The organism is Blautia intestinalis (assembly GCF_014297355.1).
GTDB classification, from domain to species: domain Bacteria; phylum Bacillota; class Clostridia; order Lachnospirales; family Lachnospiraceae; genus Blautia_A; species Blautia_A intestinalis.
Genome location: NZ_JACOQE010000008.1, coordinates 68,416 through 81,643, shown reverse-complemented (window position 1 = coordinate 81,643; position 13,228 = coordinate 68,416). Strand labels below are relative to the sequence as shown.

Here is a 13,228-nt window from a genome sequence, read left to right as displayed (position 1 = left end):
TTTATTTTATGTTATATTCTCTTGCTGCCAGACGGTTAATCTGCGTCGCAATATATCCGGCACCATATCCGTTATCAATATTTACCACCGCAATTCCGTTTGCGCAGGAATTGATCATCGTCAGAAGTGCAGACAGTCCGTTCATACTTGCACCATATCCCACTGAAGTCGGCACCGCGATCACCGGTTTATCTACAAGTCCGCCAAGCACACTCGCAAGCGCACCTTCCATACCTGCAACTGCGATCACACAGTTGGCATCCTGAATCACTTCCAGTCTGGAAAACAGTCTGTGTATGCCACTGACTCCGACATCAAAGACTCTGTCTACATGTGAGCCGAAATATTCTGCCGTCTGAGCCGCTTCCTCTGCCACTGCAATATCGGCAGTTCCTGCTGTACATACCGCAATCTTACCGATATGCTCCTTTTCTTTCTTCTCTATCTTGATAATGTGAGACAGTTCATCATATTCCACATCCGGCAAAAGGTCTTTCACAAGTTCATACTGATGTCTCGATGCTCTCGTTCCAAACACTTCACCATTATCCTCATACAACTTCTTAAAGATATGGACAAAATGCTGATCAGCTTTTCCACTGCAGAAGATCACTTCCGGAAATCCATTTCTGATTTCTCTGTGTGAATCCAGCTTTGCATAATCATCCATCACTTCAAACGGTTCTTTACGAAAATAATGTTCTGCTTCCTCGATAGAAAGCTCCCCATTCTTAAATCTTGTCAGTATTTCTCTGGTTTCCAACTCTGTACCTCCTAAAAGCAAGGGAGCATGCTACACACATCCTCCCGACTGTTCTATATATGATACAAGATCATTCCGCCTTTTTTGTCATATCCGGTATCCCACATCTCACTTAAAGAGAACCATTTGTACTCTCCATAGGAAACTGCCTTTACCAGAAGGTCATCCTCTGTTATCTCATATCCTGCCAGAATAAACCAGTGCCAGATATAATCCTCCAGTGCTCCTTTTTCATTCTTATGCTTCAACATCAGATATGGGATCGGACAGGCTGCATCAATCTGTGTTTTTACTGCCTGCACAGCTTCCTCATATGTATGTGTCCCGTGAAATCCTTCCATCTGAAGCCGTGTGTCCTTCACATCTTTCAGGTATTCCCCAAAGCCTTCCATAAAGAGTTCCAGCGTATCAATTCCATTTGGTCTCGGACAGAGATAATGTTTCATAATGTAAGCAAAATCATGATACTCATTCCAGCTTATCTCCTGAATCGGATGTGGATAAAGATTTCTCATATCATTTGTTCTTGCAAAATAAATACAGCTCTCACAAGCTGCAATCGCACCGCATCCTCCATCACGCATAGTCACATCCGGAAAAAGATCCTGATTACCTCCATAGGATTCCTCTACAAAAAAATATTCCAGTTCTTTTTTATGTAATACGGTCTGTTCCACCGTCTATTCCCCCAATATTCTTCTCTCAAGTATTCTGCATCTTTCTGATGCAATTCATCTTTGTTACTATACCATATTTTATCAGAAAATAAAACAAAATCTACTCAAACGATAGCGTAAAACTCCCCCAGATATTTTATGTTGACAGGTATTTCTTCTATAATAGAATACTGTTGGTTTTCTTGACACTAAATATACACGCATGCTATAATTTTTGTTATATTTGTATGTATTTGGGGATTATTGCCGAAGCATACCACTTTTTGAGGAGGAGATAAAATGAAGAAATTCTATGCATGGTATCAGAAGCACATCACCGGTGCGATTTTCATCGGCCTGCTTCTTGGTATCCTGACCGGACTATTTCTGGCAGACCGCTTTACCCCGGTTCTGACCGTAACCAGTCTTCTTGGTGGCATTTACATGAATGCCCTGAACATGATGATTTTTCCACTTGTATTTTGTTCCGTTGTTATGGGAATCTGCAGCATCGGAAATATCCGCACAACCGGAAAGATCACCGGTGCCGCTATGGTATTTTTCCTTTGCACAACAGCACTTGCAAGTCTTGCCGGACTGATCATTCCGCGACTGATTCATCTCGGTGAGGGTGTTTCCTTCGAGATGGCTACTTCCGATATTGCAGCTACGGACATGAGCAATATTCTGGAAACAGTCAAAAATCTGATCCCATCCAATCCAGTAAGTGCTTTTGCACAGGGAAATATGCTTCAGGTTCTTGTTTTTGCAGTAATCATCGGATTCACTCTGATTTCTGTCGGTGACAAGGGAAAAGCACTTCTGAATGTAATTGATTCACTCAACGAAGTATGCTTAAAAATCATCAGCACAATCATGTACTTTACACCAATCGGTGTTTTCTGTACGATCGTTCCTGTTGTCGAAGCAAACGGTACCGAGACGATCATCTCACTGGCAACTCAGCTGATCATCCTCTATCTTGCATTCTTCATCTTTGCATTTGTAGTGTACGGACTTGCTGTAAAAGTAATCGGTAAAGAAAGCCCTGTCAAGTTTTTCAAAACCATTATGCCGGCTGCCCTGAATGCTTTCGGAACATGTTCCAGTTCTGCTACGATTCCGATCAGTAAACAGTGTATGGAAGAAGGTATGGGCGTTTCCAACAAAATCACCAGTATCGCTATTCCACTTGGTGCTACCGTAAACATGGATGCCGTATCCATCCTGATGTCCTTTATGATCATGTTCTTTGCCAACGCATGCGGAATCAACGTCAGCGTCTCCATGATGGTAATCGTACTTCTTGCAAACGTACTCCTCTCTGTCGGAACGCCAGGTGTACCTGGAGGTGCAATCGCATCTTTCGCAGCACTCGCAACTATGGCTGGACTTCCTGCCGGTGTTATGGGCGTTTACATCAGTATCAATACGCTCTGTGATATGGGTGCAACCTGCGTCAATGTTATCGGAGACCTTGCATGCTGTGTCGCATTAAAAGGTCGTCTGAAAATCGACGAAAACAAATAATTACATATCTGCTTTGCAGTACAAAAAAGCCGGAACGTTATCAATACAATTTTGATAATGCTCCGGCTTTTCTTTTGTTTTATTTACTTGCGGTTCTTATTGGTAAGCTGTAAAGCCGAGGTCTTTTACTGTCATATGCAGTTTTGAACTTAAAATGTAATTTGCACCTGCAATCGCTGCCTGGAGTGTCGCATTAGAAGCTTTCTGAATGCTCTTCGGAGCCTTACTTCCACTGAGCTTACGGAAAGTTACATCTTTCTTTCCTGTATAGCTGTTTGCATTGAACTTTGCAGTTGCATAAGTTTCATTTCCATCCCCGAAGATTGCAGATATCGCTTCTGCTGTAGCTGATTTTGAACAGTTTACAAGGACATCTACTGCTGATGAAACATCTGCTTTTTTATCAATGATCGCCAGCCCTATATCCAGTTTATTTGTTTTTGGATCATATCCCAGAATTGCAGTCGTATGTGCGTCAATTTTCTTCTCAATATATCTTGTTCCGTCACTGTCGACCTTGCCTTTCTTATTCAGATACTTCTTTACCTTCGTATAATTCTTTGTATATTTTGAAGAACCTGTGGATGCCTTTTTTACATTAACGGTACAGGTCAGTCTGGTTTTACCGATCGTTGCCGTAATCTTCGCTGTTCCAGCCTTCTTTGCAGTAACTTTGCCTGTCTTGCTGACCGTAGCAACTTTTTTGTTGCTGGATTTCCATTTCGGCGTCCGTGTTGTGCCATTTACCTTCAGTGTGTATGTCTTGCCTGTTTTTACACTGATTTTAGTTTTATTCAGTTTTGGCTTTGCTTTCTTTGATGCTGCCTCAACTTCTGTCACATATCCATTTCCCGAAAAAGCTGCCGGAGCTGCTGTAGCCACCAGAAGTCCCACCAGAGTTCCACACAAAATCTGTTTCCATTTTCTTTTCATTTTCCTATCTCCTCATATACTTTTTGTTTATTTAACAGAAATCACATAGGATCTGTCAAATACTTCTTTCGGTTTCAGTGTATTAATATTCGGTTTCTGAGACAGTTCTTTATCATAACCGGTGTTATCACAACGTCCCATCCATGGCTCAAGACATACAAACGGAGCTCCGATTGCAGACCAGATACCAAAGTTCGGAAATCCTTCACAGGAAATCTCCACATACGGAGTACCGTCCGGTAAAGCGATTCCGGCTTTTGTAATCTGTCTGTCATCAAAAATCAGTGCACCTTCATCAAACATATGCTCATCGATCAGACAGGTGCCGTTTTCCAGAGAAAGTGTATGCGGCTGATCCGGCATTGCCGTCGCATATTCCGGGTGCAGCAAGCAATAGGTAAGTTCTTTCTGTCCACTAAATGTCAGATGATACTGGCTCTGCACCGTGTCAGGAAGAACCGGAACATTAAATGCCGGATGTGCACCGATCGTAAAATACATGGTCTCCTGATCTTTGTTCACAATCTTCCATGTCACAGTCAGATCACGTCCGTTTAATGTATGTGTGATGTAAAGCTGAAATTCATACGGCCATGCTTTCTTCGTTGCATCTGTTGCTTCCAGTAAGTGTGTCACAGATGTTTCTGTTTCTTCAACACAGACAAATTCCATATCACGGGCAAATCCATGCTGTCCGGATGTGTAAGTCTCTCCTCCGATCAGGCATGTATCCTCATAAAGACGTCCGACATTCGGAAAAAGTACCGGTGCGTGGCGTTTCCAGTATTTCGGATCTGCATTCCAGAGAACCTCACGATTATTTCTCTTGTCAAAAATGCCTGACAATTCTGCCCCGTGATTACTAATCATTACACGGAGTTCTTCGTTTTCAATTGTATGCATAGTACAAAAAGCCTCCATATGATTATTATGCATTTATTATAACAGAATTTTTCTGAGAAAGCCACCTGCAAAACCTGCCACTGGCAGTTTTCTTCGGATGCAACAAAAAAGGAACAGACTCCGAAGAGTCTGTTCACCGGGTAATGTCCATTGGTTTCAAAACCGTCACACCATTTTCTCTGTAATATTTTTCGTATTTTTCCGGTATGGCATCGTCCGTGATCACCATATCTGCATATTCCAGTTTTCCCAGAGACAAAAATGTTGTCCGGTCAAATTTGGTGGAATCCACAACAATTATAAGATTATCTGTCAGTTTCTGTATTGTCTCAAACACAGTCAGCTCCGTTGAATAATTCACCGTGTAGCCGGCATGCATATCTGCTCCTCCAACACCTAAAAATGCTGTTGAAATATACAAATTATCAAGGTTTCGCATAAACATTTCACCGGCTACATACAAATGGCTGTTGATCATGTTTCCTCCCGTCACTACGACGTTCGCCCTTTTATTTTTGGCCAGTGCCTGCGCTGCCATGAGATTATTTGTCAGCACATTTACAGTTTCAAGTTTTGCAAGTTCTTTTGCTACATAATAACATGTTGTTCCCTGACCTATAAAGATCCAACCTGAGCCATTTACTCTGGACGCGGCAATTTTACCGATTTTTTCCTTCAGTGCAACATTCACAAGTGGAATTCCCATAATGCTGTCTTTTTCTTCTTCCTGCAATTCCGGTTCCTCCGGTGTGACTACTGCCCCATGGACCCTTCTCACACTGTTACGTTCCTGCAGAATTTCAACGTCCTTACGTATCGTAACAACAGATACCCCAAACAGCTGGCTCAGCTCTGTTAATTCGATTCTGCCCTGTTTGGCAACCATTTTCTTTATTTCTGTTAATCTGTCCGTTCGTTTCATACTTTAAATTCTTTCTTTTTCAATATTTAACCAAAACCAATTTATTCCATTATACCCTCTTTTCCACTCATTTCAAAGACTTCTTTTTTCTTATTCCTGCCAAAATGTCAGGTATTTTCATTTCCATACTTATATAAGTATCGATAACGTTCTGAATCTATATAGCACTGTGGAATTGGTGCATAAAACATCTGTCCCTGATCCAGAAAGATTTCACATGCTTTTTCGATCACCTCAACCATCAGAACTGCTTCTTCCGTGTTTCGACCGACTGCCACCGGGCCATGATTTCGAAGGATTACTCCATTTCTGTTTCCAATATTTTCTGCTGCTGCTGTTCCCAGCTGGAAATGCTGCTCTGCCGGAACGTATTGTGGAGTGATTGGGATTCCTCCGCCAATCAGCTGTGACATTTCTTCTACCAGACACGGCACTTCTCTGATCTTACGGACAGAAACCGCCATCGCTTTCTTTGTATGTGCATGAATGATCATTCCTGCATCTTCTCTTCTCAGATAAATCTGTCTGTGTACTTCTTTCTCAGAAGTGGGGCGGTTGGTTCCCTCCACAATATTTCCTTCCAGATCAATGACTACCAGGCTCTCCGGTGTCATATCATTGTACCCGATACGACTGGGTGTCAGAATAATATGGTTTCCAACACGGATACTTACATTTCCCCATGTACCAAGGAAATATTTTTTCTCCTGCATTTCAAGGCAGATCCGAATGATATCTTTTCTCTCTTCTTCATAGAGCATCTTTCATCACTCCTCTCCGACAAGAGAACTCCTGAGTTTCCATGTCTCCTTTAACTGTTCATAGGTTTTCTTATAGAGCGGATAGAATTTCATATATTCTTCATGTTTCTTCATATCTGGCTCATAAACCTTTTTGATCTCAACAGTCGCATCAACAGCTTCTTTGTAATCCTTATAATATCCCTGGACAACTGCATTATTTAAAATAACACCTTTTGCTCCCAGTTCGTTTCCTTTAATTGTGACGATTTCGCTGCCGAGGATATCTGCAAACATCTGGCTCCATCCCGGGCTCTTTGCTCCGCCGCCGCATAACGTCACCTGTTTGATCTCCTGTGGCATATGCTGATAACAGTCAAGCATTGCAAAAGCAACCCCTTCGTAAGTCGCGCGGACAATATCAGCGATTGTATGACGCACACTGATTCCTGTATAGCTTGCTCTTGCTCTGGAATCAGTAAACGGTGCACGCTCACCTCCTGCAAGAAGGTACGGATGATACATAACTCCTCTGGAACCAATCGGAACTGTCTCGATCAGTTCTTCCATATAATCATAGATATTCATATTCTTTTCGGCTGCCTGCTGTTTCAGCGTTCCACCAAAATTATCAAGCATCCATTCCAGATTCGGTGTACCTGCAAGAGAAGCCATAAGTCTCAGCCATCTGTTTTCCATTACATGGCAGACGGTCATTCCGGCTTTAATATTGTCCTGCAGAGGTTTGCCGATTACCATCTCATGAAGTGCCGCTGTGCCGATAATTGAACAGCAATGACCATTTTCGACTACACCACTTCCAAGTGCACATGCACTGACATCCATCGGTCCTGATGTTACAATAACATTTTCTCCCAGTCCTAATTCTTTTGCCAGTTCTTTCTGTACCGGAAATGCATTTTCTTTTGCGGAAAGTACCGGAGGGTATTTATCTTTGTATTTCTCGATCCCACAGATCTTGAATGTTTCATCAAGATAATCTCTTTTATTCTGATCAAGGAAGATCAGTGACTGATCAGTTGCATCTGTTGTTACTTTTCCTGTAAATCTGTAGAAAAGATAATCTTTTAAGTGCAAAAGCCATCTGCTCTTATCCAGATTCTCCGGTTCATGCTCTTCCATCCATTTTACGATTCCATTCTGATTTCCGGTAAAAATACGTGTTCCAGTAATTTCAAACAGCTTGTCACAAGTACCGTCTTCGACCCATCTGTCTACGATTTTTGCTGCTCTTCCGTCGCAGAAACAGCATCCGTTTCTCACCGGCTCCATATTTTCATCAACCATCCACAGCCCGTCGCCCTGTGCAGTGATACCGATTCCCACAATCTCTTTGTCCGGAAACGCCTCAGTAACAGCTTTTACACATTTCACTGCTTTGTCCCAGATTTCCAGCATGTCTTCTTCGTACATGTCTTCCCGTGGAAATATACCTTTTAACGGAAAGGATTTTTGTCCGATTTCATTTCCCTTCAGATCAAACAGTACCGCTTTGATTCCGGATGTACCGGAATCAATTCCAATAAAATACTTCTCCATATAGTCACCCCCGTGTTGAATCAGATCATGCCTTCGCTTTTGCCACACTGCACTCCCGTATAATCGTAAGCAGAGATGGAAGTGCGATTGCAATTACTACAACAAATCCGCTGACTGCTTCCTGCCAGTATACATTAACCCCAAACAATACTATGACATTCGAAATCACACAGATAATTGCGGAACCAATGATTGCTCCTACAGGACTTCCCACACCACCAGTCAGAGAAACTCCTCCAATTACACTGGATGCAATAGAATTCATCGGCCAGTTATTTCCGATTGCTGCCTGCGCAGAGCCCAATCTTGCAACGTAAAGCATTCCTGCCAAAGCTGAAATAAATCCTACAATTCCATATATAAGAACTCTTACAGCATCTACACGAATTCCCATGATCTTACTTGCTTCTCTGCTGTTTCCGATTGCATAAATGTATCTTCCTGTCTTCGTCTTTGTAACAAAATATACTATGACTATAAGAACAACTATAGCAAAGATAAACGGAATTGGAAATACACCAATATTGCCTTTTCCAAGGAAAAAAATCGCATCCGGTATATTTGTAACTGCTTTTCCTTTTGTTATAACTAACGTGATTCCTCCATACAGTGACTGCATTCCTATTGTTGTGACCATAGAATTCAGGCGGAGTTTTGTCACCAGAAGTCCGTTGATCACACCAAATAAAATTCCGGACAAAAGTCCTATTGCAAAAGCCAAAAATGGATTTACTTTCATGCTTGTCATCAAAATACCGCCCAGTACACCTGATAATGTTGCAATCTTTCCTACTGAAAGATCAAGTTCTCCGATCAGCAGAAGCAGGGACTGGGCCACCGCAACCATACCAATAAATGCAATATCACGCATCAGTGACTGAAGATTAAATATCGTCAGAAAATGTGGTGAAAATATAGTTGCTATGATCATCATCAAAATCAGTACGCTTCCTATCAAAGCCACACTGTTCCTGCTCAGTTTTTTTAAGATATCTGCCACTGATGTATTCTGTTTATTTTCATGCTCTCTGCTCATCAGTCTTTCCCTCCTCACTACTGGTTTTGATTCCCAGAATTGCCTTTAAAATCTCCTCTTTTTCCGAACCGTAATCGCTTTCTCCCGTCACCTCTCCGTGATACATACATATAATACGATTGGCACATTTCTTTATTTCGTCCATTTCGGAAGAAATTAATATAATCGCAATCCCGTTTTCCGCCAGTTTTTTCATCAGTCTGTACACCTCTGTCTTTGCTCCGATATCAATTCCTTTTGTCGGCTCATCAAAAATCAGTATTTTAGGTTCAGTACAAGTTGATCTTCCTATAATTACTTTTTGCTGATTACCTCCGCTCAGAAATTTTATTTCTTTATTCAGATTGGAAGTCTTTACGTTATATGCCTTTATGATTTCTTCTGCTTTGGCAGTCTCTTTTCTTTTGGAAATACCACACCAGCTACTGACTGTGTCGAGTGTATTAATTGAAATATTTTCTTTTACACTCATGTCCGGCAGAATTCCCTGGCTGCGTCTCTCCTCCGGCAGATAGAACATTCCATTTGTTACAGAATAATGTGTATCTCCCGTCTTCCATACCTTCCCCTGACATACGATTTCACCGCTATAGATTGGAAGATATCCAAATATTGCCTGCATCAGTTCGCTTCTTCCGGCTCCGACCAGTCCGGAAAATCCTAATATTTCACCCTTTTTCAAAGAAAAACTTACATCATGAAACATCGCTCCCGTAAGATGTTTTACGTCAAGAATCATCTCCTCGCTTACTTTTTCTGAGCAAAATGTCTCCTGATAATCCAGCTGCTTGCCTGTCATCTGTTCTACCACCCACGGCACATCTACGTCTTTCAACTCAGCCGTGGAAACTTTTCTTCCATTGCAGAAAACAGTAATACAGTCTCCCAGTTCAAAAACTTCATCTAACTTATGCGAAATAAAAATAATCGCTTTTCCTTCTTTTTTTATTTTCCTGATTATATCAAACAGATTTTCAGTATCTTTCTGTGTCAGACATGTCGTTGGCTCATCCAAAATCAGTACATCATAATCTGCGAACGCTGCTGCACGAGCAATCTGCAAAAGCTGCTGACTTGACACAGAAATTTCATCTGCCAGTTTTCCCGGTTCAACATGTATATTAAATTTATCCAAAATCGGTCTTGCCTGTTCTTCTAATTTTTTCTGATTGATTCTTCCTTTTATCCCTGCTTTGTCATATGGTATAAAAAGATTCTCTGCAACCGTCATCTTTTGAAACAAGCTGATTTCCTGCGGTACATATGCAATTCTCTTAAACAAACTTCTGTCCTTTAATGCGGACTTGTCATTGATAAAGATTTCTCCGTTTTCTGCTTCGTACACACCTGTAAGACATTTGATCAGTGTACTCTTACCTGCTCCATTTTCTCCCATAATACAATGAATTTCGCCCTTATGAAAGGAAACACTCACATCTTCCAATGCCTTTACTCCCGGAAAAATCTTTGTAATATTTTTTGCCTCCAGCACACTCATAGTCTGTCTTTCCTTTCTTTTATTTATAAAGAGGTTGACGGACGGGCATAAATGCCTCGCCCGTCATTGATTTTTCCTATTTATTCGTTTTCAGCGTTTATTCTGCTGAACCATCACCAACAATTTCAATCCATTCATCAACATTGTTCTGGTCAATATAAAGGATACCGGTATCCACAAAGTTCGGAATATCCTGTCCGCATGACATTTCCCAGAGCATCAATGTTGCCATTGATCCCTGCATCTGAGGCATTGTTGAATATGAGCATACCATTGTTCCATCTTTGATATACTGAAGAATCTGTGCCAGATTTTCTGCTCCTACAAATGTAATCTCTCCAGCTTTTCCAGCTTCTTCAATCGCTGCGGAAATACCGATTGGTGCTGCACCATCTACACAGAGATATCCATTCAAATCCGGATTAGCTGCAATTACTGCCGCCGCCTGCTGCTGGGCAGTCTGAACATCATCACTGGAAGCACCACCGTCAATAATCTCAATATCCGGATATTTTTTCAGGACTTCCATATGTCCCTCATATCTCTCAATATGTGTTGCAGATGTTGTTACACCATGCATAACAGCTACTTTTCCTTTTCCATCCAGAAGTTCTACTAATTTTTCAGCTTCCATTTCTGCCTGCTGTTTAAAATCATTTCCAACTGATGAAAGTCCAGAATCTTCAACAACCGCATCAAACAGCATTACCGGAATTCCCATTGCCTGAACTTCTTCAATTACAGACTTACTTCCCTCATAATCAACCGGGTCAATTGCAATACCATCCGGTTTTGTAGCTGCCGCCTGTTCAAGGATTGTATTTTGCTCTGTAACATCTGCCGTTGATGGTGCTCTGTAGTCGACATTCACATTCTTTCCCAGCTGTTCACTGAGTGTATCTGCCTGTGACTGCGCCCCCTGATTTACTGCATCAAACCATTCATGAACACACTTTGGAATGATTACAAAATTAAGATCATCTGCTGCATAAACATTAATCCCTGTACTCATCATACATGAACCAACTGTTAAAGCTGCTGTCATAATAATAGCTGTCGCTTTTTTCATAAATTCCCTCCCGTTTTTTAAATACCTTCTTTTCATATAGTTTCGTTTTATGTTTTGTTTTTGTTTTCTTTCATTTTCGGAATGCATTCAAAAATGTAATTTATGAGTATAATATATTCGTTTCTCACCAAAAAGTCAATATATTTATTTCGTTTTCATTATTTATAGTTTCGTTTATATTTCGTTTCATCTGTTTTAGAATGTATTATTCATTTATCGGCACCGGATATATGGATACAAACAGAAAAAGGCCCGAAAGACCAGTGCTTTTCCGTGCTGTTTCTTCCAGGCTTTTACCTATAATGGCAAATAGGTAAAATATTTAGACGCAAATATCTGGTGATTATCTTCTGGAAGTGTATATTTCACAATAGAATCCCCCTTATCTGCACAAAGTACGATACCAATGGGCTACATATCTCCCTCATTCATCATTTCACGCGTGTAATAATTCACATACATCTGCATTTGCCCCAAATCCTGAAGAGTCAGTTTGCCCATATTCATAAGACAAAAAAACTCAATAATCAATATTTTTTTACAGCCGTTGATTTTTCAACACATATTTGCTATAACGTTCAATCTTTTACAAAAAATTTTCAAGTTGTCCTTTTTTGAACAACAGAAAAGAAGTTATTTATAAATACAAAAGGAAAAAATCGAAGTGTTTTGAAATCTGAACAGAGAAACGTTTTATCTGCACTACAGGGATATTATGGGTCTTCTTGAGCATATAGAAAATGATATGCTGGATGAATTTATAGAAATCACCAATTCTCATCAGCCTCAGGATATGATGGGAAAACCCTTTCCTCTTATCTGTGATTTGTACAAATTTCTGGAAAAGAATTCAGATTTTGTAAGACTTGTTCTTGTAGACAATCAGGAACAGAATTTAAAGAATCGTCTGAAGGATATCATACGTGACCGGTGCATCAAAGACTGGGATGCCATTTTTTCCAATGCAGATCCCAGGCTGAGTGAAATTTATTCCGCATATCTCCTTTCCGGTTGTATTGGAATCATCGAAAACTGGAGCAAAAATGACACTCCACAGACTCCGGAGGAACTCGCACGATATACAGAAGATATTATGCTGAACGGACTTAATATACTGAAATGAGTAAAGAACAGGCAGCCCCCCAAGGCTGCCCTGGTCATTTTAGTTATTCACGCCTTGCGTTCCTCCAAGAAATGCAAGCAGCGCCTCCTGCAACAAACGTGAATAATTTACTCCACGTTTGTCAGCTTCCTCACTCATCCAATATGGTATCGTACAGTTTTTCTTTACTGCACGATTTCTCATACGTTTTCTGTATTCTTCAAAGTCTACATCAACTAATGTCAATACTCCATCTGAATAGTCAAACTCCTCATCCGCTTCTTCTTTGGCTTTCTGAAGTACTTTCGTTGTATTTGACGGTTCCGGCAATGGTTTGGAGTCTTTTATATAGTCAATACCTTTTAATCCAATCGCATCCCTTGCCATTTCCATTGCCTCCGCCATGCTTTTGCCTTCTGTGTATAGTTCCAGATCAGGAACATAAACAAGATAGTCTTTCCCACATTGTTTGATCAAAACCGGATATGCTTCTTTCATTTTATCCACACCTTTCTT

14 protein-coding genes are annotated in these 13,228 nt (G+C 40.8%); 2 read left to right on the top strand and 12 right to left on the bottom strand.

Annotation, left to right across the window (positions count from 1 at the left end):
- Position 1: 1 nt before the first annotated feature.
- Positions 2 to 763, bottom strand: coding sequence for a nickel pincer cofactor biosynthesis protein LarB (gene larB / locus H8Z79_RS12385; RefSeq protein ID WP_072523256.1), 762 nt, complete (start codon positions 761 to 763; stop codon positions 2 to 4).
- A gap of 53 nt (positions 764 to 816) precedes the next feature.
- Entirely contained in the window at positions 817 to 1,440 is a 624-nt protein-coding gene (locus H8Z79_RS12380; protein WP_118040348.1) for a hypothetical protein, read from the bottom strand.
- 279 nt (positions 1,441 to 1,719) lie between these two features.
- Here H8Z79_RS12380 and H8Z79_RS12375 point away from each other — a divergent pair, with 279 nt between their 5' ends.
- Positions 1,720 to 2,949: a dicarboxylate/amino acid:cation symporter gene (locus tag H8Z79_RS12375; RefSeq protein ID WP_118040346.1), complete on the top strand. Its 1,230-nt coding sequence runs from the start codon at positions 1,720 to 1,722 to the stop codon at positions 2,947 to 2,949.
- A gap of 96 nt (positions 2,950 to 3,045) precedes the next feature.
- On the opposite strand, the gene H8Z79_RS16950 is transcribed toward H8Z79_RS12375, so the two are convergent.
- The 9 genes from H8Z79_RS16950 to H8Z79_RS17700 form a co-directional block, all read right to left on the bottom strand.
- Positions 3,046 to 3,882 carry an Ig-like domain-containing protein gene (locus tag H8Z79_RS16950; RefSeq protein ID WP_225876986.1) on the bottom strand — a complete coding sequence of 279 codons (837 nt, stop codon included), beginning with the start codon at positions 3,880 to 3,882 and terminating at the stop codon, positions 3,046 to 3,048.
- Positions 3,883 to 3,909: 27 nt separating this feature from the next.
- Complete coding sequence (locus H8Z79_RS12365) at positions 3,910 to 4,785, bottom strand: aldose 1-epimerase family protein (RefSeq protein WP_118040344.1); 876 nt, start codon at positions 4,783 to 4,785, stop codon at positions 3,910 to 3,912.
- A gap of 133 nt (positions 4,786 to 4,918) precedes the next feature.
- Positions 4,919 to 5,707 carry a DeoR/GlpR family DNA-binding transcription regulator gene (locus H8Z79_RS12360; protein WP_015541337.1) on the bottom strand — a complete coding sequence of 263 codons (789 nt, stop codon included), beginning with the start codon at positions 5,705 to 5,707 and terminating at the stop codon, positions 4,919 to 4,921.
- Between the two features lie 107 nt (positions 5,708 to 5,814).
- Positions 5,815 to 6,468, bottom strand: coding sequence for a class II aldolase/adducin family protein (locus H8Z79_RS12355; protein WP_015541336.1), 654 nt, complete (start codon positions 6,466 to 6,468; stop codon positions 5,815 to 5,817).
- Positions 6,469 to 6,474: 6 nt separating this feature from the next.
- Positions 6,475 to 8,007, bottom strand: coding sequence for an FGGY-family carbohydrate kinase (locus tag H8Z79_RS12350; RefSeq protein WP_118040342.1), 1,533 nt, complete (start codon positions 8,005 to 8,007; stop codon positions 6,475 to 6,477).
- A 25-nt stretch (positions 8,008 to 8,032) separates the two neighbouring features.
- Positions 8,033 to 9,043: an ABC transporter permease gene (locus H8Z79_RS12345; RefSeq protein ID WP_118040340.1), complete on the bottom strand. Its 1,011-nt coding sequence runs from the start codon at positions 9,041 to 9,043 to the stop codon at positions 8,033 to 8,035.
- Complete coding sequence (locus H8Z79_RS12340) at positions 9,027 to 10,541, bottom strand: sugar ABC transporter ATP-binding protein (RefSeq protein ID WP_118040338.1); 1,515 nt, start codon at positions 10,539 to 10,541, stop codon at positions 9,027 to 9,029. Before H8Z79_RS12340 ends, H8Z79_RS12345 begins: the two co-directional genes overlap by 17 nt.
- 97 nt (positions 10,542 to 10,638) lie before the next feature.
- A complete protein-coding gene (locus H8Z79_RS12335) occupies positions 10,639 to 11,610 on the bottom strand; it encodes a substrate-binding domain-containing protein (protein WP_118040336.1) in 972 nt (323 codons plus the stop codon).
- Positions 11,611 to 11,907: 297 nt separating this feature from the next.
- On the bottom strand, positions 11,908 to 12,012 hold the full coding sequence (locus H8Z79_RS17700; protein ID WP_456298202.1) for a hypothetical protein: 105 nt from the start codon (positions 12,010 to 12,012) through the stop codon (positions 11,908 to 11,910).
- A 313-nt stretch (positions 12,013 to 12,325) separates the two neighbouring features.
- On the opposite strand from H8Z79_RS17700, the gene H8Z79_RS12325 reads away from it, so the two are divergent.
- Positions 12,326 to 12,733, top strand: a complete 408-nt coding sequence (locus H8Z79_RS12325; protein ID WP_118040334.1) for a TetR-like C-terminal domain-containing protein — start codon at positions 12,326 to 12,328, stop codon at positions 12,731 to 12,733.
- 39 nt (positions 12,734 to 12,772) lie between these two features.
- Here H8Z79_RS12325 and H8Z79_RS12320 read toward each other — a convergent pair whose 3' ends face one another.
- Positions 12,773 to 13,210 carry a type II toxin-antitoxin system HicB family antitoxin gene (locus tag H8Z79_RS12320; RefSeq protein ID WP_118040332.1) on the bottom strand — a complete coding sequence of 146 codons (438 nt, stop codon included), beginning with the start codon at positions 13,208 to 13,210 and terminating at the stop codon, positions 12,773 to 12,775.
- Positions 13,211 to 13,228 lie beyond the last annotated feature (18 nt).